The organism is Wenjunlia tyrosinilytica, from assembly GCF_014646055.1.
GTDB classification, from domain to species: Bacteria; Actinomycetota; Actinomycetes; order Streptomycetales; family Streptomycetaceae; genus Wenjunlia; species Wenjunlia tyrosinilytica.
Genome location: NZ_BMMS01000030.1, coordinates 76,222 through 98,502 on the forward strand (window position 1 = coordinate 76,222; position 22,281 = coordinate 98,502).

The 22,281-nt window shown below is 71.0% G+C and carries 15 protein-coding genes and 3 pseudogenes; 6 read left to right on the plus strand and 12 right to left on the minus strand.

What is annotated here, in order from left to right; all coding sequences use genetic code 11:
* Window positions 1-499 precede the first annotated feature (499 nt).
* The gene (locus IEY86_RS28215; RefSeq protein WP_189134707.1) at window positions 500-1,228 is read left to right on the plus strand and encodes a TetR/AcrR family transcriptional regulator C-terminal domain-containing protein; all 729 of its coding nucleotides are present in this window, start codon (window positions 500-502) and stop codon (window positions 1,226-1,228) included.
* Between the two features lie 84 nt (window positions 1,229-1,312).
* On the opposite strand, the pseudogene IEY86_RS38525 reads toward IEY86_RS28215, so the two are convergent.
* Window positions 1,313-1,562 (minus strand): annotated as a pseudogene (locus tag IEY86_RS38525) (transposase); the annotation flags it as partial.
* A gap of 638 nt (window positions 1,563-2,200) precedes the next feature.
* Between IEY86_RS38525 and IEY86_RS37650 the strand changes: the two are divergent.
* Complete coding sequence (locus tag IEY86_RS37650) at window positions 2,201-2,503, plus strand: response regulator transcription factor (protein WP_189134720.1); 303 nt, start codon at window positions 2,201-2,203, stop codon at window positions 2,501-2,503.
* A 371-nt stretch (window positions 2,504-2,874) separates the two neighbouring features.
* Here the strand turns inward: IEY86_RS37650 and IEY86_RS38235 are convergent.
* A pseudogene (locus IEY86_RS38235) lies at window positions 2,875-3,300 on the minus strand (hypothetical protein); the annotation flags it as partial.
* Here IEY86_RS38235 and IEY86_RS28230 point away from each other — a divergent pair.
* The 4 genes from IEY86_RS28230 (at window position 3,196) to IEY86_RS28245 (ending at window position 8,435) form a co-directional block, all read left to right on the plus strand.
* The gene (locus IEY86_RS28230) at window positions 3,196-4,392 is read left to right on the plus strand and encodes a M20 family metallopeptidase (protein WP_189134721.1); all 1,197 of its coding nucleotides are present in this window, start codon (window positions 3,196-3,198) and stop codon (window positions 4,390-4,392) included. The pseudogene IEY86_RS38235 and the gene IEY86_RS28230 overlap by 105 nt on opposite strands.
* Before the next feature lie 13 nt (window positions 4,393-4,405).
* Window positions 4,406-5,392: a GNAT family N-acetyltransferase gene (locus IEY86_RS28235; RefSeq protein ID WP_229698824.1), complete on the plus strand. Its 987-nt coding sequence runs from the start codon at window positions 4,406-4,408 to the stop codon at window positions 5,390-5,392.
* Window positions 5,389-6,501: an o-succinylbenzoate synthase gene (menC, locus tag IEY86_RS28240; RefSeq protein ID WP_189134708.1), complete on the plus strand. Its 1,113-nt coding sequence runs from the start codon at window positions 5,389-5,391 to the stop codon at window positions 6,499-6,501. Before IEY86_RS28235 ends, menC begins: the two co-directional genes overlap by 4 nt.
* A 278-nt stretch (window positions 6,502-6,779) precedes the next feature.
* Window positions 6,780-8,435 (plus strand): PucR family transcriptional regulator, encoded by a 1,656-nt coding sequence (locus IEY86_RS28245; RefSeq protein ID WP_229698825.1) that lies wholly within the window; start codon window positions 6,780-6,782, stop codon window positions 8,433-8,435.
* 9 nt (window positions 8,436-8,444) lie between these two features.
* On the opposite strand, the gene IEY86_RS28250 is transcribed toward IEY86_RS28245, so the two are convergent.
* The 10 genes and pseudogenes from IEY86_RS28250 to IEY86_RS38240 form a co-directional block, all read right to left on the minus strand.
* Window positions 8,445-10,568 (minus strand): prolyl oligopeptidase family serine peptidase, encoded by a 2,124-nt coding sequence (locus tag IEY86_RS28250; RefSeq protein WP_189134710.1) that lies wholly within the window; start codon window positions 10,566-10,568, stop codon window positions 8,445-8,447.
* A complete protein-coding gene (locus IEY86_RS28255; protein ID WP_189134711.1) occupies window positions 10,565-11,896 on the minus strand; it encodes an erythromycin esterase family protein in 1,332 nt (443 codons plus the stop codon). Before IEY86_RS28255 ends, IEY86_RS28250 begins: the two co-directional genes overlap by 4 nt.
* A gap of 48 nt (window positions 11,897-11,944) precedes the next feature.
* Window positions 11,945-13,807 carry an ABC transporter substrate-binding protein gene (locus IEY86_RS28260; protein WP_189134712.1) on the minus strand — a complete coding sequence of 621 codons (1,863 nt, stop codon included), beginning with the start codon at window positions 13,805-13,807 and terminating at the stop codon, window positions 11,945-11,947.
* A gap of 193 nt (window positions 13,808-14,000) precedes the next feature.
* Entirely contained in the window at window positions 14,001-14,921 is a 921-nt protein-coding gene (locus IEY86_RS28265; RefSeq protein ID WP_229698826.1) for an ABC transporter permease, read from the minus strand.
* Window positions 14,922-14,932: 11 nt separating this feature from the next.
* Window positions 14,933-15,883 carry an ABC transporter permease gene (locus IEY86_RS28270; protein WP_189134714.1) on the minus strand — a complete coding sequence of 317 codons (951 nt, stop codon included), beginning with the start codon at window positions 15,881-15,883 and terminating at the stop codon, window positions 14,933-14,935.
* Between the two features lie 76 nt (window positions 15,884-15,959).
* Entirely contained in the window at window positions 15,960-18,089 is a 2,130-nt protein-coding gene (locus IEY86_RS28275) for a dipeptide ABC transporter ATP-binding protein (RefSeq protein ID WP_229698827.1), read from the minus strand.
* 183 nt (window positions 18,090-18,272) lie between these two features.
* On the minus strand, window positions 18,273-19,310 hold the full coding sequence (locus IEY86_RS28280; RefSeq protein WP_229698828.1) for a dipeptidase: 1,038 nt from the start codon (window positions 19,308-19,310) through the stop codon (window positions 18,273-18,275).
* Window positions 19,307-20,719, minus strand: coding sequence for a serine hydrolase domain-containing protein (locus tag IEY86_RS28285; protein WP_229698829.1), 1,413 nt, complete (start codon window positions 20,717-20,719; stop codon window positions 19,307-19,309). The genes IEY86_RS28280 and IEY86_RS28285 overlap by 4 nt, the downstream gene beginning before the upstream one ends.
* A gap of 263 nt (window positions 20,720-20,982) precedes the next feature.
* Window positions 20,983-21,294, minus strand: coding sequence for a helix-turn-helix domain-containing protein (locus IEY86_RS36850; RefSeq protein WP_229698830.1), 312 nt, complete (start codon window positions 21,292-21,294; stop codon window positions 20,983-20,985).
* Window positions 21,295-21,405: 111 nt separating this feature from the next.
* Window positions 21,406-22,110 (minus strand): annotated as a pseudogene (locus tag IEY86_RS38240) (PucR family transcriptional regulator); the annotation flags it as partial.
* Window positions 22,111-22,281: the final 171 nt, after the last annotated feature.

Genomic DNA, 22,281 nt, shown 5'->3' on the forward strand with positions numbered 1-22,281 from the left:
TCGGATGTGATGGTCGCGGCGACGAGGGACCCGCCAAGCCTTCTGACGGGCCGTCACGCGGTCGCCCTGGGGGCGAGGTCCTTCACGCCGCCGGCAGCGTCACCCTCGTCGGCGAATGCGAACCGACGGTACCGACGTCGCCGGCCGCGGGGTAGGGGTGGTAGGTGCCCGGCCGTAAGTACGCGTCTGCGGACTCGAGGGCACGGCTGCCGTGGATCTGTCTGCCCTCGGCGCCTCGGCTTCGCGGGGCTCCCACTCGGGTCCGGCGCGTACGCGCAGTGAGCGCATCGAGCTGACCATAGGTGAATCTCCGTACGTCGGGTACCGGCGCCTGGCTGCCATGGCCGCCAGGGGTGGTTACTCACGCTCCGGCACGGGGGCCGGGTCGCCAACACTTGCAGTGCAAGTCTGTGCCTCCGCACGTTAGACTTGCACTGCAAGTGGCGTCAAGAGGGAATCTGACGTCGCATCGGCAGGTCGCGGGTCAAGGGGGTGTGGGTTGACGGCGAGAGGAACCGGCCGCGGCAGGCGGCTCGGCCTGACCCGGGACAAGGTGATCGCCAAGGCGGTGACGATGATCGACCGCGACGGCCCCGACGCCTTCTCCTTGCGGAAGCTGGCCACCGAGCTCGACATCGAGAACATGTCGCTCTACAGCCACGTCCCCAATAGGGACGCCCTGCTCGACGGGGTCGCCGAGGCGCTGCTGTCGGAGATCGATTTCTCCGGCGCGGGCAACGGCACCTGGCAGGAGCGCGTCCGGGCGCACTGCGTCATCTTCCGCGCCGCCGCCAAACGGCACCGCAAAGCGTTCCCCCTCATGCTGACCAGGCCCACCAAGTCACCGGCTGCCCTCGAAGCCATCCGCTCCGCCCTGGGCAGTTTCGCCGACCTCGACCTCTCCCCCAAGGAACGGGTCCACGTCCTGCGCAGCTACAACGCCTACCTGATCGGTACGATCATGCGGGAACTCGGCTACACGGTCTCCCTGAGCCCGAGCACGATGGATCCCGCACGATGCCGGGAGCGCACCGCGGAGATCGCCGCCGACGGCGACGCCCTCCTGAGGGCCGTGGCCCCGTACCTGGCCGTCAGCGACCACGACGCCGAGTTCGGTTACGGCCTTGAAATGCTGATCGCCGGGCTGGCCGCCCGGCTCGGAGTGCCCTACGACGGTGGTCCGTCGCAGACCGACGCGCACCACGGCTGCGGTGGAACCCGCGCATAACCCGCTCCCGCCACGTAGGCACCTTCCGATGAGGTGCTGCCCCGGTCAGACCCGAGTGGGCAGGCAGTTGTGGGCGGAATCGGCGATGGCCGACTCGACGGTGCCGACCCTCTTGTCCCACTCGGGCGGGCGGTAGCCGTTGCGGGGATTGACTCTCTCTCCTCGCTGACCTGCCCATGTTCGGCATCGCAGTGGGCGTCGACCATGGCGGGTACGTGTGGTGCCGGTGAACGTCTTGACCACGGTCGGCAGCGGATCGGGACTCGCCGCGGGCCAGGTCGTCTTGCGCGAGGGCGTGCAGGGGCGCACTGTCAGGTGCGGTCGTCGCGCTGATCTCCTTCAAGGCATGGTCGGTTTGAAGACCAGCCGGTGGCCGTTCGTTATGGGGGCATCAGCCGGAAACCGGAGCAAAACCCTCCGAATCGGATTGAGCCCGTACATCATTGCACTGGACGCAACCTTGAGCCGATTTGTGTGCTGATTGAGTGAAGGGGCGGGACCGTCACGTACATGAGTTGAGGGAGTGTCACGGATGTGATGGAGGTCACTCATCTCTATCTGCAAATCGGCTTGCTGACATGGCATCGCGGCAGGTCATGGAGGGTTCCACCGCGGACTCACCAGGCAGGCTCGGCGCGGGACACGCCCCTGCGGCAGCGTGCTTCATGTCCCGTCGCGGGCCCTCCCAACTCGGCGGAGGGACCTCGTCTGCCTCACCGCCGTGGACGCGTAGCTCCGCAGACACAGTTCCAAAAGGCAGGAAATGACCCATATGCAGATGGCCGTATTCATGCCCAACACTCTGCGCCGCCCACCGTGTGCATCCCGGCGACTACCGACCACGACACCCGGCTGAGCTTGATCGCAAGTGCGTGGACGCGACAACCGCGTCCGTCAGCACGGGACTACGCGTGATTCGCACCCAAACAGGAGGTTGAAGTGAGCGAGGGCAGAACGATGACTCCAGTCGGCATGGATCAGCACCGCTCTGGCCAGCTTAGTCCCCGGGAGCTCGAGATACTTCTCCTGGTGGCGCACGGAATGTCGGATTCGGAAGTCTCCGTCGCATTGTCGATATCCCCGCGTACGGTGGGCGCGCACTTGACCAACATCAGAGAAAAGCTGTGCGCGAGGAATCGCACACACCTCGTGGAACGAGCGCTGCGAGCCGGACTTCTCGCGATCCGCACCCACGCCTCTCCGCCGCAGAGCGGCGATATCGACAGAACATTCGACCTGACTGACGCGGCGGGCAATGTGGGGGAGATCCGGTGAGGTGCGCGCAGGGTTGCGGACCAACGGATGAGCGGCGGGTGTTGGAGCCAAGCAGCCGGAAGGTCGAAAGCCCTGACCGCCTGGCCGCGTGAGCGGCCGGGCCGGACTCGTGTCCTTGGCGATGGGGGAGCGGGCCGGGGAAGACGGTCGGGCCGGATGCTGGGGCGGCAGTCCTCCAGGTGTGGAGCACACCGAGCAGGTCGAGCGGGCCGGCCATGATGCCTGGGCGAAGATCCGCGCTCACCAGGGCGGCGCCGCGTGAGACCGCTGCGGCCTCTCGTCTCACTGACGGCCTTGGGCAGGTCTTGTGGATTGAGCACGCTCATCTCGACGGGCTCGGCTTCGAGCAGATCCGCGGCCGTGCAGTTCAAGGCAGCGCAGAGCTTGTCCAGGTCTTCAAGCCGGACCGTGAGAGGGGTGGCACCAAAGAGGTGAGCCTCCCGCTGCCGCGGACCGGCGCGCGGTGACGACCGGGCGCTCCGCCGGAGCGCCGTTTCATCGCACCGCACCAATCCCGCGCGCCGATATTGGCTCAACGGACAGAACCCACCGCGGCGCGACACACGAAGCTTGGGCGGATGCGTCGACTGGAGGTGTCCGCAGTGACAGAACGCCGCGCCGTGGCGAACCGAACGCCGGGACAGGAGGACGGTGCTCGCCCCGCGACCTGTGAACGGGAGCGCGAGGCCGCGATGATCGCCGAGATCGAACGGCTGGTGCGCTGCGAGTCCCCCTCCGACGACCTGGCCGCGGTCGCCCGCAGCGCGGAACTGGTCGCCCGGATCGGTGCCGGACACCTGGGGGCCGGTCCGGAACGTGTCGTCATCGACGGTCGCACCCACCTCCGCTGGCGCTTCGGCCGTACCCCGCGAGTGCTGCTCGTCGGCCACCACGACACGGTGTGGCCGATCGGGTCACTGGAGAGCCACCCCTTCGAGGTCCGCGACGGAGTGCTGCGCGGACCGGGCTGCTTCGACATGAAGGCGGGCCTGGTGATCGCCTTCCACGCCCTGGCCGCCCTGGCCGACGCGGACCCCCTGGCCGCCCTGCGCACCCCCGACACCCGGCACCCCCTGGACGGCGTCACCCTCCTCATCACCGGTGACGAGGAGCCAGGTTCCCCCTCGTCCCGGGAACTCATCGAGCGGGAGGCGCGCCAGTGCGCGGCCGCCCTGGTACTGGAGGCCGCCGGTCCCTCCGGAGCCCTGAAGACCGAACGCAAGGGCGTCTCGCGCTACGAGGTACTGGTACGAGGACGGGCCGCCCACTCCGGCCTGGAACCGGAACGCGGCGTGAACGCGACGATCGAGGCCGCCCACCAGATCGTGGCCGTGGCCGCACTGGGCGACCCGGCACGGGGCACCACCGTCACCCCGACCCGCCTGGAGGCGGGCACCACGACCAACACCGTCCCCGCCTCGGCACGCTTCGACGTCGACGTCCGGGTACGGGACGCCGCCGAGCAGCACCGCGTCCACACCGCGATGCAGAACCTGCGGGCATGGCTGACCGGAGCCGCCGTGGAGGTCAGCGGCGGCCCGAATCGGCCGCCCCTGCCGGCCACCGCGTCGCGGGACCTCTTCGAGCGGGCGCGCCGGCTTGCGACGGGCCTCGGGATCGGCCCGCTCACCCAGGTGGCCGTCGGCGGTGCCTCCGACGGGAACCTCACCGCGGGAGTCGGCACCCCCACCCTCGACGGGCTGGGAGCGGTCGGCGGCGGCGCGCACGCCGACGACGAACACCTGCTCGTCGCGGAGCTGACGCGGCGGACGCGACTGCTCACCGCGCTGGTGGCCGAACTGCTCGCGCCGCAGGTCGGCTGTCCGCCCGGACGAAACGGGGATCGGCATCCTGTGCCTTCGGACCAGCTACGCGACGGAAGCGGCTGAAACCATGACCGGCGTGACCGATTTCCTCCGCGACCGCACCGACTCCCCGTCCATCGATGCGGCGTACGCCGCGGCCGAGGCCGCCGCGCAAGCCGCGGGCGTCGACATCTTTTCCCTCGACAGCATCAGCGAGCTCGAGGCCGTTCGGCGCCTGTACGAGCACATCTGGCGCACCGGCGAGAACAGCCCTCCGGTGACGGCCGACCTGCTGCGCGCGATGACGAAGGCGGGCAGTTACGTGAGCGGCGCCTTCGACGGGGACCAACTGGTCGGTTCCTGCTTCGGCTTCTTCTCCCCACCGGCGCGCGAGGCCCTGCACAGTCACATCGCGGGTGTGCTGCCACACCTGCGGCGGCGCAACGTCGGATTCGCCCTGAAGTTGCACCAGCGAGCCTGGGCGATGGCGCGCGGTGTCAACGAGATCTGCTGGACGTACGACCCCCTGGTGCGCCGCAACGCGTACTTCAACATAGCCAAGCTGGCCGCCGAACCGGCCGAGTACCTACCGGACTTCTACGGCCCGATCGACGACGACATCAACCGCAGCGACGACACCGACCGGATCCTGGTGCGGTGGCGCCTGGAGTCACCAGGGGTCGAGTCGGCCTGCATCGGCCGGCCCATGGTGACCGACGCGGAGGCCGCCCGCGCGGCGGGCGCGACCGTGGCGCTCAGCATCTCCGCCACCGGCGCGCCGGTCATCGGACGTGCCGACGGGCACGCCCTCACCGTGCTGGTGGCCGTTCCCGAGGACATCGAGGCCCTGCGCGAGAGCGACCCGGCCTGCGCCGCGCGATGGCGCACGGCGGTACGGGAGGTGCTCGACGGGCTGCTCGCCGAGGGCGCGCGCGTGCGCGGCTTCGACCGCGCGGGCTGGTACGTCGTGGACCGAGGCAGCCCCCCGGCACTGTCGCGGACGACGGGATCACGGACGGCACCGCACAACGGCACGCGCCGGCACGGAGCACACCACAGCCAAGCGCAGCGGGAGACAGAGTGAAGGTCACCGGAGTCGAACTCCGCACCGTCAAGGTGCCCCTCGTGTCCCCCTTCCGGACGTCGTTCGGCACCGAGACCGTACGCGAGGCCCTGCTACTGCGCGTCGTCACCGACGAGGCCGAGGGGTGGGGCGAATGCGGCGCGGGCACCGCCCCCCGGTACTCCTCGGAGTACACGCATGCCGCCGCCGACGTCCTGAGCCGCTTCCTCGTCCCGGCACTCGCCGGGGTACCGAACCTCGACGCCCACCAGGTCGCCCCGGCCCTGGCCCCGTTCAAGGGTCACCGCATGGCCAAGGCCGCGCTGGAGATGGCGGTGCTGGACGCGGACCTGCGCGCCCGCGGCGTCTGCCTCGGGCATGCCCTCGGCGCGGTCCGCGACACCGTGCCGTGCGGGGTGTCCGTGGGGATCACGGAGTCGATACCCGCACTGCTCGACGCGGTCGCCGGATACCTGGAGGCGGGCTACCTGCGGATCAAGTTGAAGATCGAGCCCGGCTGGGACGTCGAGCCGGTCCGCGCCGTGCGCGAACGGTTCGGCGACATCATGCTCCAGGTGGACGCCAACACCGCCTACCGCCGTGGTGACGCCCGCCACCTGGCTCGGCTCGACCCGTTCGACCTCCTCCTGCTGGAGCAGCCCCTCGCGGAGGACGACCTCCTCGGGCATGCGGAACTCGCCGCGCGGATCACCACCCCGATCTGCCTCGACGAGTCGATCGTCTCCGCCCGTGCCGCCGCCGACGCGCTCGCGCTCGGCGCCTGCCGGGTGGTGAACATCAAGCCGGGCCGCGTGGGCGGCTACCTCGAGGCCCGGCGGATCCACGACGTCTGCGCGGCGCACGGTGTCCCGGTCTGGTGCGGCGGCATGCTCGAGACGGGGTTGGGCCGCGCCGCCAACGTCGCGCTCGCCGCGCTGCCCGGGTTCCTCCTCCCCGGCGACACCTCGGCCTCCGACCGCTACTACCGGACCGACATCACACCGCCGTTCCACCTCGTGGACGGGCACCTCGCGGTACCTACCACGCCGGGGCTCGGCGTCACACCGATCCCGGAGGTTCTGGATGCGGTCACGACCACGAAGACCTGGGTGTCCGTTCCCGCCTCCTGAGGCCCTGAGGCCCTGAGGCCCTGAGGCCCTGAGGCTCTGAGGCTCCTGAGACCTTTGAGAACCTCTGAGACCCCTGAGACATGTGACCTCTGAGGCCTCAGAGGCTCCCGGGGCCCCTGGAGCCCCCGGACCTCCTGGCCCCGCGAAGTTGGCCGCCCCGCTCGCCGCCGCGCCCCCCGCGGCCGTCCCACCAGACGAGAGAAATGGCATCATTACGTCATGCGCAACCAAAAACGACGCGGGTGCGCCGAGCTGGCTCCGGCCTCGTGCTCATCCCCGTGACCAGCCTCCCGCGAGCGAGCCTCGGGCGTGTCCTGGAGGAACTCGGTACCACCCTGCTCGACGTGGTCTGCGGCGACGTCGAACGCGCCGACGACATCGGCGGCGTCGTCATCCACGACCCGCTCGACGAGCCGGAACTCCCGCAGAACGCCCTGGTGATGGGTGTCGGCCTGCACGACTGCGCCGACATCGCGCGGGTCGTCACCCACCTCGGCCGGCGCGGCGCCGCCGCGCTGGTGGTGCGCGCGCCCCTCGCCCCCGACGAACGACTCCTCGCCGCGGCCCGCGTGTCGGGGGTGGCGGTCCTCTCCTTCGCCCGCGGCGCGTCCTGGACGCACCTGGCGGGGATGCTCCGGACGCTGACGGCCGACAGCAACCGGTATGACACGGACGCCCCCACGCCCGGCCGGACCGGGTCCGGCGACCTCTTCGCGGTCGCCAACGCCATCGCCGCGCTGCTCGACGCCCCCGTCACCATCGAGGACCGCAACTCGCGCCTGCTGGCCTTCTCCAGCCGGCAGGAGGAGGTGGACCCGTCGCGGGTCCAGACGATCCTGGGTCGGCAGGTCCCCGAGCACTACACCCGCATCCTGGAGGAACGCGGGGTGTTCCAGGCGATCTACCGCAGCGACCGCCCCGTATTCGTGGACTCCCTGCCCGAGTCGGGCGACACGTTGCAGCCGCCCGAACTGCCCCGCGCGGCGATCGCGGTGCGCGCCGGGGACGAGATCCTCGGCACGATCTGGGTGGTTGTCCCCGAGCCCCTGAGCGAGGAACGCAGCGAAGCCCTCTACGAGGCGTCCAAACTCGTCGCGATGCACATGGTGTGGCAGCGCGCCGACGCCGACATGGAACGGCGACTGCGGGCGGAGCTGCTGGCCACCGCCCTCGAAAGCGGCCCGGGATCGCGCGAAGCGGTCCGCCGCCTCGGTCTGAAGGACGAGCCCGCGGTCGTCCTCGCGCTCACCGTCGTCGACGCGGCGACCGAACACCGCCTGCCCGCCCGGCTCGCCACCGAACGGAAGCGGCTCACCGACGCGTTCGCCATGCACCTGTCCGCAGTGCACCCGCGCGCCACCGCGGCGCTGATCGGCGACGTCGCCTACGGCATCCTGCCCCTCCTCCCGCAGAACCGGCAGGACGCCGAGGAACGCGCGGCCTGGATCGCCACCGAGTTCCTGGCCCGAGTCGGCTCCCGCCTGCGCCCGCTGATCGGGGTGGGGCAGTTCGCCGCGGACAGTTCGGCGCTGGCCCGGTCGCGTTCCGGAGCCGAACGGGCGTTGCGCGTCCTGCGGTCCGGAACCGCCGGGCAGCAGGTGGCCCGCCTGGACGACGTCCATGTCGAGGCGCTGCTGCTCGAGCTCGCCGACCTCGTCCCGTGCGGGGACATCCCCAGCGGCGCCGTCGCACGCATCGTCGCCTACGACGAGATGCACCAGGCCAACCTGGTCGAGACGCTGCGTAGCTGGCTCGACGCCTTCGGCGACGTCGCCGTGGCGTCCGCCGCGATGTTCGTGCACCCCAACACGTTCCGCTACCGGCTGCGGCGCGCGGCCGAGGTCGGCCGTATCGACCTCAGCGACCCGAACGCGCGCCTGTCAGCCATGCTGCAGCTGCGCCTGATGTCCATCAGGTCCGCCCCGGACATCTGAGCGAGCCGGTCAGCCGCCCGCTCGCCGACCGTCCCGGAAGGCTCCCTGACCACCCAGACCGAGTGTCCTGATCAGAAAGGCCAACCACTCGGCGTCCTGCTCGACCGCGACCTCCGGTGAAGTCGCCGCGCCGTGACCGGCGTTGTCGAAAACGTGCAACAGGATCGGCTCCGCCCCCTCCTGCGCCGCCTGCAACCGGGCGGCGAACTTGCGCGCATGCCACGGCGGGCACCGCGGATCGGTCGCCCCGGCCTGGAGGTAGACCGCCGGGAAGACACCGGGCCTGACCAACTGGTACGGCGACAGCCCGAGGAGCCGCCGGACCTGCGCCGGATCGTCCGGGTCCGCCCACGCCTTGCGGATGACGAAGTCCAGATAGGGATCGCGGGTACCCCCGAGGAGGTCCAGCAGCGGCGCCCGAGGCAGTACGGCACACCACAGCTCGGGCCGCGTGGTGACGGCGACCCCGCACATGAGGCCGCCGTCGGACCCGCCGGTCAACGCGAGCCGGTCGGCGCTGGTGAGTCCCGTGGCGACAAGGTGCTCGGCGACTGCGACGAGATCGGTGTCGCGCACGTGCTTCCGTTCGCGGTGCGCGGCCAGGTACCAGTCGCGGCCGAACTCGCCGCCCCCGCGCAGATACGCCTGGACGAGGACGCCTCCGGCCGCGACGAAGGCGGCCACGTCGGGCTGGTACTGCGGCAGCAGGGGCACGTTCGCCGCGCCGTACGCGGAGATCAGCGTCGGCGCCGGCCGCGCCGGGTCGCTGCCCGCCGGCCGCACCACGTGGTACGGGACCGCCACACCGTCGGGTGCGACGGCCCGCCCCACCGCCACCTCGGCGTCGAGGGTGACCGCCGGGGCCGCCAGCGTCTCGATCCCCGCCTCCCCGGGCCGGTGCCGGTAGACGCCCCAGGAACTGGTCAGGGTGGAGAAGGCGAAGACGAAGTCGTCCGGGGGAGCGCCGACCGCCAGGCCGGTCAACGCGAAGAACGGAGCGGCGAGCGCCCCCCGGCCGGGCAGCGGAACCTCCCCGGTGGTGGCGCCCGAACGGTCGAGGATCCGGACCCTGGCGAACGTCTGGTCGAACTCGCTGAGGTACAGGTGCTCACCGACCGGGGAGAGGGACCGCAGCACCGTCTCACCCTCCGGCACCAACTCGGTCCACCCTGCGGGGTCGTTGGGGTCGGCCGCGTCGAGCGGGAGGGCGACCACCCGCCCGCGGGGGGCCGCGACATCGGTCACCGCGACGTAGTGGTCGCCGACGACGTGACCGGCGATCGTCCCGCCGCACTCGGTGACGAAGGGGCGCCAGGTGGTGCCGGGCCGGGACAGGTCGCGCACCGCGACCGGGACGGGACTGCCCACCCGGTGGCTGGCGACGGCCCACCTGCCGTCCGGCGAGAGCTGGACGAGCGTGTACTCCCGGGAGCCCTCGCCGACCGGAATCGGTTCCACCGCAGTGCTGCCCGCACCACTGCCTCCCCGGGACGGTGAGGCGAGCCGGTGGCGGAACACCGCCTGCCGGAACTCCCGCGGTGGGCCGGTGAGTGCGAGGAAGTAGAAACCGCTGCTGTCGGGCAGCCACGAGACCCCACCGGCCCACGCGCTGTGCAGGACCTGCCGCGGCGCGCCGTCGAGCACCCGCCCCGAGTCCACCTCGATGAGCCGGATGGTGTTGTGCTCACTGCCGTCGGTGCAGACGCCCAGGGCAAGCACGCGGCCGTTCGGCGCCGGCGCCAGCCAGGACAGGAACGCCGGGTTCCGCCCGCTGCCGAACGTGGCCAGGTCGACCACCGGCCGTCCCGCGCCGAACGGCCGGTCGGCGACGACCACCGTGGGCGCCGCCCCACCCGGCGGGGTCACGGTGCGGAACCAGCGGCCGGCCGCGTACCTCGGCAGAGCCGGACGGGACCCGCGGTCGTACGTCTCTATCAGCTTCCGAACGGCTGCCGGGTCCTGCCCGTCATAGCTGACGGCGCCGGCGAGTTCGGCCTGCCGGCGCTGCCACCGCCGTACCTCGTCGGTCTCCGACTCCAGCCACCGGTACGGGTCCGGCACCCGGACGCCCGCGACGTCCTCGAAGACCTCGACGGTACGCGCGGGCGGATACGGCGGAGGGGTAACGTTCACGGTGACTCCGACTCCTCGGTGCTCCCAGGACCGCCGAGGTCCCCAGGACGAACGGACTGCTCTGCCTCCGAATCCGAATATGAATCCGGATCTGCCTCTGAGTCCGACCTCGCGGCCGCCTCGAACTCCGCGCGGAGCCGCTCGAACGCCCCGGGGACCCGGGTGACCCGCCGGACGTGGAGAAGCGCGTCGTAGGCCGCGGGGAAGTCGTCTACGGGGTCGAGCCCCCCGCCGGCGAGTGTGCCCTCGACCCCGTCGAAGAACCCGCCCGGCGCGCGGCGCGGATCGACGACGGCCACCGGCCGGCCGAGGCGGTCCAGCCGCGACTCGACGCACTCCGGGGTCAGGGTCCGCGCGCCGAGGGCGACCTCGCAGTCGAACGGACGGGGGGAACGCTGGGTGAACCGGACCTCCGGGCCGGACCCGTAGGTCATCCCGATGACGACCAGGTCGGCTCCCAGCGCGGAGGCGAGCAGACCGCCCAGCGTCGGCCGGCCACGAAACGGCGAACGGCGGACGTGCGCGTTGTGGGCGCTCACTACGATGCGCCGCTCCCGCTGGAGGATCCACTCCACGCTCCGTGCCATGAACGCCTCCCGCGGGTACGGCCCCTCCGAGGACGCCCCACCCCCTTCGACCTCCGCGACGAAGGCCCGGAGCGAGGCCGCGCACCAGAGCGCGACCTCGGCGTCCTTGCTGTCCTTGCTGTCCTTGCCGTTCTCGTGGCTGGACTGCAGCGCGCGCCCGCCCAGCCCGCGGAGCCCTTCGAGCAGCCGGGCACGGTCGGAGGCGGACATCGCCGCGTAACGGACCGCCGCCTCCGACCGGCCGCCCAGGTCGCTCAGCCGCAGCAGCTCCTGGTCACCCGGGCGTGCCGGCAGCCGGTCGAGGCAGGCGCGGACCGCCGGTCCGGGTGAGGTGGACGAACCGGGCAGGTCCATCCCGTAGAAGGCGACCTTCGCCGAACCCCCGCGGTTCCAGTGGCGCATCCAGCGCAGTTGCCGCCACATCGGCTCACACTCGCCGAACCGGTAGGTGATGCCGTCACGGGCGATCGTCTCGACCCGTCCCGGTCCACCGTGGATCCACTCGTCGACGGCCAGCCCCTCGGCGAAACCGGACTCCAGCACCAGGCCCGTGAACCCGAACTCCCGGACGAGGAGCCGGAACAGCCGGTCCCTGAGCCCGTAGAACTCCGTGATGCTGTGCGCGCCCTCGCCGAGGGCCACCACCCGTGCGTCGCCGATCAGCTCACGCACCACCTCGGCATTCGCCGGGCCGACGGTCCGGCCGAGCGGCCGGGCGAACGCGTCCGTAGACGTGTCCATAACGGCTACCACCTCCCAGGACGGAACACCTGGTCCAGAACGGAACACCTAGTCGCGGAAGTACCACAGCTCCGGCTGGTACAGGAAGCTGAGCAGCGCGTTGAACGACGACGGTGGACCGGAGAGGGTGTCCTTCCACACGACCAGGGTGTGCGGGGTCGGGAAGAAGAGCACCGGCAGGTCCTTGGAGAGGCGGGTCACCTCGGTCGAGAGGACCTTCGGGTCCGCCCCGAAGGTCGAGGCGTTGATCAACTTGTCCATCTCGGCGTTCCGGTAGCCGCCCAGGTTGAAGCTGCCCCCCGTGTTGAACACCGTGTTGCTGCTCGGGTACCCGGCCGCCATGTACAGCGGCCCGTAGTCCTGTGTCGCCCACTTCTTCTTGTTGGCGGGCGCGAAGGAGTTGCCGTAGTTGGCGTACAGGTAGTTGAGCGACTTGGTCACGATCGTGACCTTGACGCCGAGCTTCTTGGCCGCCGACGCGAACGCGGTGTCCCGGGCCCCGACGTACGCCGGGGTGTTCGCGGAGGCGAGGGTGAAGCCGATCGTCTGCCCCCGCGGGATGCCGGCCCCGCACTCGCCCGCCCCGGTGCCGGGGCGTTCGCAGGCAGTGGAGCCGTTCGGCACCACCTTCCAGCCGTTGTCGGCGAGCAGCTTCTCGGCGGCGGCCGGGTCGTACGGGTAGGGCGCCTTGTCGCCGAACTCGGGCGGGTAGGGGGAGTCGCTGCCCGCGGTGCTGTAGTTCGGGGAGGCGGCACCGTTGTAGACGCCCCGGCTCCTGATATAGCCCCGCTGGTCGATCAGGTGTTGCAGGGCCTGCCGGACGTACGGCCGCGCGACGACCTTGTCGAAGTTGCCGGTGGTGTTCTCGAAGTTGAAGACCAGCGGGTCGAACCGGGCGGGCGCCGGGGCGCCGTAGACGTGGTAGCCCTTCTTCTTCAGCGCGGCGATCTGAGTGATGAAGCTGGAGTCCAGTGTTCCGACGGTCAGGTTGCCGGCCTTGAACTGGTTGAGCGCCGCCGCGGCGGAGGTGAAGGACTTGAAGTCGACCCGGTCGAGCCGAGAGTCTCCCGGGCCGCTGTAGGACTTGTTGGGGACCAGGGAGAACGACCCGGTCGTCGGGGCGAAGCTCTTGAGGCGGTACGGGCCGTTGACCACCTGCCAGAGCGGGTTGTCGGCGAACGTGGACTGCGACTGCGACTGCTTGGTGAGGTACGTGTAGATCGCCTTCGCGTTCTTCGGCTTGCTGTAGTCCAGGTGCGGCCCCCCGGTGCGGGCGATGTTCCACTCCTCGGAGGGCATCACGTACAGCAGCGTCAGCATCGACAGCAGGTAGGACGGGTTGTACGCGGTCTTCAGTTCGAGGGTGAGCGTGTCCGCTGCAGTGGCCTTCGCGGTGACCCCGTCGGGGAACTGGCCCGGGGTGTAGAAGCTCCAGTTGGCCGGACTCTCCTTGAGCGCGGCCTTGAGCAGGGCGAGGGAGAAGACGACGTCATCGGCGGTGACCGGCCTGCCGTTGGACCACTTGTAGTCCTTCATCCTGATGGTCACGGTCTTGCGGTCGGAGCTGTAGGCGGGGGCCTTGGCCAGGCTCGGCTCGGTGTCCGTGATCCGGTCGCCCTCCCCGCTGGGGCGGTAGAGGGAGCGCCACATCAGGCCCCGGGCGATGACGGTCCCGTTGGCGGACGCCGGCGGGTAGGGATAGATGTAGTTGGGGCTGAGCCCCGGGGTCAACGCGACCGTGGCCGTCCCGCCGTCCTTGGGCTTGCCCGACTGCTTCGGCAGGGTCTTGTAGCTGCCCTGGACGTCCTTGGCCGAGCTGCCGCCGCCGGTGCACGCCGTGGCGAGCACGGCTACCACGGCGGCGAGCGCCGCGAAGCGGCCTCCTCGCGGTCTACCGGACACATGCTTCATGGATGGCTCCCTGCGAGGTGTGGTGGAGAGGTGCGGAGAAGTGGGGGCGGCGGCGGAACAGCGGCGGACGGGGGACCGGGCCGGGACCGCTTCGGCGTGGGTCGAACATGTCGCACCGGTGTCCACCGGTGTTCGGCGAGCCCGACAATTCCCGGCCCCGTGTCCGTCGGGGCCGACAAGTGCGACCCGCCGCTCAGTCGGCCCGTCGCCCTACCGCGTCCCGGAGCGCGTCCGCGAGCAGGTTGAGCGCCAGCACCGTGAGGACGATGCAGCCGCCGACGGGATAGATCAGCCACCAGCGGTCGGCGGAGATGTAGGTGGCGCCGCTGGCGAGCTGACTGCCCCAGTCCGCGGTCGGGTACGTCAGGCCGAAGCCCAGGAACCCCAGGGCGGCGACGGCGAGGACCGCGTCGGCGACCTGGAAGGTGATGTTGACGATGATCACGCCGAGCGCGTTCGGGATCAGGTGGGTGAGGATGAGCCGCCGACGGGACGCCCCCATCACCCGCGCGGCCAGGACGAACTCCCGCACCCGCAGGGTCAGGACCTCGCCGCGGACCAGCCGGGCCGAGACCAGCCAGGAGAACCCGCCGATGACCAGGCTCAACGACACGGCGTTCGCGTGGAACCTCGCCGACAGGATCAGGACGAAGAAGAGGAAGGGCACCGACAGCAGGATGTCGACCACCCGCATCAGGAACCCGTCGAGGATGCCTCCGGCGAGTCCGGCGACGGCGCCGTAGACGGTACCGATCGTGGTGGCGAAGAGCGCGGCGAGCAGCCCGATCTGCAAGGACACCTTGCCGCCCTCCATCAGCCGGCCGAGCACGTCGAACCCGTTGGGGTCGGTCCCGAGCGGGTGCCCGGGGCCGGGAGGCAGGGCCGCGTTGAGCAGGTCCACGTCGGCCTGGTTGGTGCGGTAGAGCAGTGGGCCGAGGAGGCAGAACCCGACGACGAGTACCAGGAGCAGCCCACCGGCGAGGCCGAGCGGGTGGTGCCGCAGCGTGCGCAGCACCGACCGCGGGGAGACCCGTTTCCGGGCTCTGGTGAGTTCGGCGAGTTCGGTCTCGGAACGTGCCGTGGCGTCCGTCTGTGTGGCCTCCGCTGTGTTCACGTGTCGTGAGCTCATTTCTCCAACTCGATTCGGCGGTCGGCGGCGGCTACCGCGATGTCGGCGACGAAGTTGCCGGCCACGGTGAGGACGCCACCGATGAGGGTGTAGGCGAGGAGCACCGGGTAGTCCTCGCGTTGCAGGCTGTTGAGGAACAGCAGGCCCAGGCCGGGGTAGTTGAAGAGGGACTCGACGATCAGGTTGCCCGCCAGGAGGGTGGGGATGAGCGTGCCGACCAGCGTGATCAGCGGCAGGCAGGCGTTGCGCAGCAGGTGGCGGGTGAGGACCAGCCGTTCCGGGAGCCCCTTGGCTCGCGCGACCCGGATGTAGTCCTGGCCGAGTTGGTCGAGCGCGGAGGAGCGTTGGTACTGGGAGAAGACCGCGACGCTGGTGACGGCGAGCGTGATGACGGGCAGGGCCATGGCGCCTGGATCGGTGAGGACCACCCAGGGGGAGCGCGACTGGGACGCCTCGGCTGGGAAGAACGGCAGGGACTGACTGAAGACGGCGATCAGGATCAGGCCCAGCAGGAACGACGGTGTCGCGTAGAGCACGTAGGAGGCCGCCGTGGCGCCCCGGTCGATGAGGCTGTTGCGCCTGACCGCCTGGAGGATGCCGAGCGGGACGGCGATCAGCAGCGAGAGGATCAGGCCGGCCAGCGACAGCATCGCGCTGCGGCCGGCGTTCTGCCGCAGCAGCGCCCCCACGTTCTCGTTCAGTTTGTAGGATCTCCCCAGGTCTCCTTGGACGAGCTGGCCCAGGTAGCTGACGTACTGCATGACGACCGGGCGGTCGAACCCGTGTTCCCGGTTGAAGTCGGTCACCGCCTCGGGTGAGGCGCGCTGCCCCAGGACGACGCGGCCCGGGTTGTCCGACACCAGGTGCAGGAGGAAGAAGACCACCGCGGAGATCCCCAGCAGGACGAGGAAGGAGATCGCCAGCCGTCGGACCACGTACCAGGTCATGCGTGCCCATCCCCTCTCCAAGAAAACCGTGAGACCCGTGAGACCCGTGAGCCCCGGGGAAGTCGCGAGAAGTGCGTCATCGTGCCGTCAGCTCCACGGGCTGCCCCGCCCCCGACCGCAACGGGTGATGGCAGGCGACCTGGTGCGTGCCGGCGACCGTCGTCAGGGCAGGCTCCGCCGCCGCGCACACCTCGGTCGCCAGCGCGCACCGGGTGCGGAACCGGCAGCCGCTGGGCGGATCGATGGGACTCGGCAGTTCACCGCGCACCCGCGTGCCCGCCCGGGGAAGCGGCGCCCCTGGGTCCGCCTCGGGGACCGCCGCGAGCAGCCCCGCGGTGTAGGGGTGCGCGGTGGCGCCGTACACCTCCTCGGTGGTCCCGGTCTCCACCAACTTGCCGAGGTACATGACACCGACCCGGTCGGCCAGGTACCGCACGACCGCGAGGTCGTGGGAGATCACCACACTGCTCAGTTCGCGTTCGCGCTGGACGCGCTGCATCAGGTTGAGGACCTGGGAGCGGATGGAGACGTCCAACGCGCTGACCGGCTCGTCGGCGACCAGCACCTTCGGATCCAGGGCGAGCGCGCGGGCCAGCCCCACCCGCTGGCGCTGTCCCCCGGAGAGTTCGTGGGGGTAGCGCTCCAGGACGCTCAGGGGCAGCCCGACGTCCCGCAGCAGCTCGCGGGCCCGGGCGGTCCGCTCGGCACGCCTGCCGATGCCCTGGATCGCCATGGGCTCGCGCAGGATCGCGCCGATGCGCATCCGGGGGTCGAGGGAGGCGTTCGAGTCCTGGAACATCATCTGCATCTGGGCCCGGCGCGGCCCGAGTTCACGGGAGCTCATCCGGGTCACCGGCGCACCGTCGAAGATCACCTCACCCGAGGTGGGCCGGTCCAGGGCCACGAGCATCCGGCCCAACGAGGACTTGCCGCACCCCGACTCCCCGACCAGCCCGAATGTCTCGCCGGCCGCCACCTCGAAGCTCACCCCGGAGACCGCCTTGACCGTGCGGCGCCCCCCGAGCAGACCCCGCCCGCCCACCGGGTACTCGCGTCTGAGATCGACGACCCGCAGCCGTGGCGTCGTCTGCCGCTCGGGCAGGAGCACCGGTGAGGCAGTCGGCGGTGGGGCGGTCGCCGGTGTCTGGTGGGCCCGGACCGTCGGACCGGACACCGGGTGCCAACACGCGTGGGTGTGACCGCCCTCCTCCTCCGACAGCGTCGGCCGCCCCTCGCGACAGAGGTCCGTCGCGGCCGCGCAGCGCGGCGCGAAGGGACAGCCGGCGTGGGGCACGGCCAGGTCCGGCGGTGCGCCGGGAATGCTGAAGAGCTTCTCGCGCCGGTCATGGGTGAGCGAGGGGATCGAGGCCAGCAGCGCATGCGTGTAGCGGTGCCGGGTGTGTCCGAAGAGCGCGGGTGTCGGGCCGGTCTCGGCCACGCGCCCGGCGTACATCACGGCCACCTGGTCGGCATGCCGGGCGATCACCCCCATGTCGTGGGTGACGAGGATCATCGACATGCCCAGCCGGGACCTGAGTTCGTCGAGGAGGTCGAGGATCTCCGCCTGGATGGAGACGTCGAGCGCGGTGGTCGGCTCGTCGGCGATGACGACCTGCGGTTCGCACACCAGCGCCATGGCGATCATCACGCGCTGCCGCATGCCTCCCGAGAGCTGGTGCGGGTAGTCGTCCATCCGCTCGGCCGGCCTCGGTATCCCGACCAGGGCGAGCAACTCCGCGGCTCGCGTGCGCGCGGCCCGTTTCGACGCGCGGTGGTGCAGCCGCACCGGCTCGGCGACCTGTTCGCCGATGCGCCGGGTGGGGTTCAGCGCTGTCATCGAGTCCTGGAACACCATCGCGATGTCGTTGCCGCGGATGGCCCGGTACCGCGCCGCGGGGAGCCCGGCGAGTTCCGTGCCGCGGAAGTCGATCGACCCGCCGGTCACCCGGCCGCCGGCCGGCAGCATGCCCATGATCGCCAGACCGGTCATGGACTTGCCGGATCCGGTCTCCCCGACGATTCCCAGGGTCTGCCCGCGGTCGAGCGCCAGGTTGACGCCCGAGACGGGGTGGACGACCCGGTCGCCGCGCCGGATCTCCACCGACAGATCGCGGATCGTCAGCACGCGGCCGCCGTCCGCGGGCTCACGGGCGTTCTCAAAACCATCGCTCGTGCGCACGGTACCGCTCTCCATCTCCTTGGCCACCCGACGATATTGGGACACAAACCCCAGGTGTCGTTCGTCGGGTTTATCGAACATTCGGGTAGGCGTTCGTCCGGTCGCACGAAGGGATCCCTACGATGAGCCGACGGGGAAGCAAGGGGAATCGATGAGTCCGAAGAGGCTCATCCTTGCCCCGCCCGCTCCCCTCCCGGCCCCGCCCGGCACTCAGCCGGCGGACGCGGGCCGGCCGAGTTCGTCCCGCAGCAACCGCCGCACGTTCTCCCCCAGGACCGCGACGATGTCACCCTCCGGCCAACCACGCCGTTGCAACGCCTCGGTGACCAGCGGCAGCCCGGCCGGACCCACCAGCCCGGGCAGATAGGCGTCGGCCGGCACCCCCTCGACGAAGGCGCGCTCACAGCACGGGGGAGTGGTGTCGTCGAGCACCTCCTTGATGAAGTCAGGACCCAGCCCGACGTGCTTGACCCCGGCCACACCGGCGACGTGCTCGATGTGGTCGACCAACCGGTCGATCGAGTAGTCGCTCCCATGCAGGTACGGGGCGAAGAAGTTCACGCACACCACCCCACCCCCCGCGGCGACGCCCCGGATCTGCTCGTCCGTGAGGTTGCGGTGGTGGTCGAAGAGCGCCCGCGCGCAGGAGTGCGTCGCGATCACCGGCCGCGATGCCAGCTCCAGGACGTGCCCGACCCCGGCCGCGCCGAGATGACTCACGTCGAAGAGCATGCCCAGGCGCTCCATCTCGGCCAGCGCCGCGACCCCGGCACGGGTGAGCCGACCACCCGTCCCGTCCTCCCCGCTGCCGTCGGCCAAGGCGGTACGCCCGAAGTGCGCCAGTGAGGCGATCCTGACCCCCAGTCGGAACAAGGTCTCCAACAACTCCACGTCCTCGCCCACACCGGGCGCGCTCTCCAACGCCAGAACCAGGGCGATCCGGCCCTCCGCCAGCGCCTGGTCGATCTGGGCACCGTCCGCGCACAGCGCGACGGCATCGGCGTTGCCGGCCGCGAGCCGGTGCGCCGCCTCGATCATGCGCAGCGTCCGGCGCAGCGCGCCCTCGGGCCGGAACGGGTCCTCCACGAACACCGGCAGCGCCTGCAGGTCCACCCCACCGGCCCGCAACTGCGGCAGCCAGCGCTCCCGGAAGAACTCCGCCCAGCGCTCCACCGGCCGGGCGACCACCGCGCACAGCAGGTCGTTGTGCAGGTCTGCGACGACGGCGCGCCGGTGCAGCTCGTTCACCGCGACGCCCACCGGTCGGCCCGGCCGGTGTGCAGGTACAGCGCGTGCCCCTGCCCGTCGTCACCGAGGAACGCCAGCGGCGCGTGGACACCGCGCTCCGGCTCGACCGGGAGCAATGTGTCACCGCGCCAGGCGACCAGCTCCGTGCGGTACGGCGCCTCGTCCAGGTCGGCGGTGACTCCCAGGGGATTGCGCTCCAACCACAGCCGCCCCGCCGCGTCCCCGCTCACCGTGGTCTCGCAAATGCTCGACGTGTAGGTGCCGACATACCGGGACGCCTCCGGCGTGGGAGCGGCCACACCCGGCATCGGCGGCGCGGGCAGCCCGACGCCGCCGAGTTCACCGAGCACCCGGCCTGCGACCTCGGCGTACACTCGCCGCGACAGGCCGCCGTTGGTGACGATCGCGACCGCCACACCGCGCTCCGGCACCACGCGCAGGAACGCCGACTGGCCGATGGTGTTTCCGTCGTGCCCGAAGACCGTGCCGCCCGGCAGGTCGAACAGTTCCCAGCCCAGCCCCCAGGCGGTGCCCTGGTCGATGTCGGGCAGCGTGACCTGAGGCCGCCGCATGGCCCGGACACTCGCCGGGCTCAGCACGGAACCGCCGTCCGGGCCCCGGCCCTCGGCGAGGTGCATCCGGGCGAGGGCCAGCAGGTCACGCGGGCGCATCGCCAGCATCGACCCGGCCGGCGCGTTCGAGCGCGCAAGTGCCCAGACCCGGCTCGGCTCCAGCGGGGCCCCCGGCGCCCGCTCGGTATGGCCCACCGCCGTGCGGTGGACGATCGCCTCGTACGGGTCGCTCGCGGTGTGGGTCATGCCCAGCGGCGCGAACAGGTGAGTCCGAGCGCAGACGTCGAACGGCTCCCCGCGCAGCACCTCGACGATCCGCCCCAGCACGCAGTAGCCGGCGTTGTTGTACGAGAACATCCCGCCCGGCTCGAAGAGCTGCGGCACGTCGTGCAGGACACCGACGTACCTCTCCAGGCAGTCGTCGCCCTTGCCGGTGTCGGTGAAGACGTCCCCCTCGAAACCCGCGACGTGACACAGCAGTTGCCGCGCGGTGATCCGCCGCGCCGCCCGCTCGTCGGCGATCCGGAACTCCGGGAGGACGGCCCGCACCGGAGCGTCGAGGTCCAGCCTCCCCTCGTCGACCAACTGCATGACCAGCGTCGCGGTCACCACTTTGGTGATCGAACCGATCTGGAAGAGGGAGTCCACCGTGGCCCCGACACCCGTGGCCGTGCTCAGCACCCCGGCCGCGGCTTCGACCACCTCGTCACCGGCCAGGACCGCCACGGCCGCCCCGGGCACCCGGCTCTCGGCGAGCAGGCCCGGCAACCGGTGGCGCAGCCACGCGCCGACCTTGTCCGGCCCCTCCAGTTCGTCCAGCCCATCCGGCTTCGGCACGGTATCCCTCCCGCTCGACTCCGGACGAGCATAGAACCGGCGGAAACCGCACTCCTCGTCCGCTCCCACCACAAGTGGCCCATCGATTGGTGTATCCGGCCGAACCCACCTGCCCGACCCCGGGCCGGCGGAGCGACGGCCGGTCTACCGCATGGACCACGGTCTTCGACCGCACATCCGACCGGAACCGGACCCGCTTCGAGCCCCAGTTGCCGGGGCGAAGGACTCGGCTTCGATTCGGCGCCGGTTCGGCGTGGTCGGTGTCAACGACCTGCGGGAGTCTGCTCCGGCTGCTCGAGGAGTACGGCGCGGCAGGCGAGGTGCAGTGCGAGCCGCTCGTCTCGGTCGTGGAGGTCGACGCCGAGGAGCGTCTTGATCCTGGCGACACGCGTGGCCACGGTGTTGCGGTGCACACCCAGGACAGCGGCGGTCTCGTTGAGGGAGGATTCGGAATCCAGGTAGGTACCGAGTGTCCGAATCAGGTCACCGGGCTGGTTGCGCAGTGGGGTCAGCAGTGTGTGGGCGGCCGGCATGAAGGTTTCCGTACGGCCCCATCCCAGGAGTAGCTGGGCCATACCGAGGCTGTCGACGTGGAGGAACCGTCCGGTTTCTGGTCGGCCGGCCGCGAGCCGGGCTGCGTCATCGGCCTCGGCCAGGGTTCGGGCGATGCCCGGCGGGCCGGCTTCGGGGCGGCCGACGCCCATGTGGGCGTCGAATCGCTGCCGCAGCCGCGCGTGCGCGCGGCGGATGGCTTTGGACAGCTGTCTCACCTGGTCGGCAGTGGGCTCTGTGTCGAGGGTGACCCAGCCCGACCATCCGTCGCCGTACTCCACGACAACGGCTTCAAGGGCTTCACCGCGCAGCGCGGCAGCAACGTCGGCTGTGCGGCCGAGGACATCGACATCTGGCGGTACGCCGATCCGCAGTCCGACGTGCCATCCGTCGAGGCGCCAGCCCAGATCGGCTGCACGGCGACGCGTTTCGACCTGCGGCTCAGCGGCGAGATGGAGCAGCTCGCCCAGGAGGGCAGAGCGGTGTCGGGCGTCCCGTTCCACTACGAGGCGTCGGGCGAATACCCACCGTTGCAGGGAGAGGGCAGCCAGATCCAGCGCGTCCGACACCGCCGGGGTCCGCCAAGCCGCGTTCCGCGAAACCCGTGCGGCGATCCAGTACTCGGCCCGGCGCCCCGCGGCGTCAGGGGCGGGCGCGAGCAGCAGTTCGCCGTTGGCGACGGGATGGCGCTGTCGGGCGCACGTCGGGTCGGGTCGGGCGGTGGCTCCGATGTCACCTGCGACGCGGACACCGTCGCCGTCGAGTACCGCGACGGGCAGGTCGATCAGAACATGCAGTCGTTCTGCGAGCATCTGCGGATCGAGCAATTGCGGCCCCATGGCTCGCGCCACGCGGCAGACGAGCGCCGCCGCGTCGACGCCGGGCCCTGCCAGGAGGGCCCGTGCTTCCACGACGAGTGCCAGAACGGGGTCTGTCAAACGAGCGGTGTAACTGGGGTAGTTGGGGTTACTGGCGGGCTGCCGACAGGCGGCCGTCGAAGGTGATGTCGA

Bases quoted from the DNA above. Each gene is read 5' to 3' on its own strand.
- IEY86_RS28255 (WP_189134711.1), bottom strand. From the start codon at position 11,896: ATGGACACGTCTACGGACGCGTTCGCCCGGCCGCTCGGCCGGACCGTC.
- IEY86_RS28270 (WP_189134714.1), bottom strand. From the start codon at position 15,883: ATGACCTGGTACGTGGTCCGACGGCTGGCGATCTCCTTCCTCGTCCTG.
- IEY86_RS28260 (WP_189134712.1), bottom strand. From the start codon at position 13,807: ATGAAGCATGTGTCCGGTAGACCGCGAGGAGGCCGCTTCGCGGCGCTC.
- IEY86_RS28230 (WP_189134721.1), top strand. From the start codon at position 3,196: ATGATCGCCGAGATCGAACGGCTGGTGCGCTGCGAGTCCCCCTCCGAC.
- IEY86_RS37650 (WP_189134720.1), top strand. From the start codon at position 2,201: ATGGATCAGCACCGCTCTGGCCAGCTTAGTCCCCGGGAGCTCGAGATA.
- IEY86_RS36850 (WP_229698830.1), bottom strand. From the start codon at position 21,294: ATGGCCCAGCTACTCCTGGGATGGGGCCGTACGGAAACCTTCATGCCG.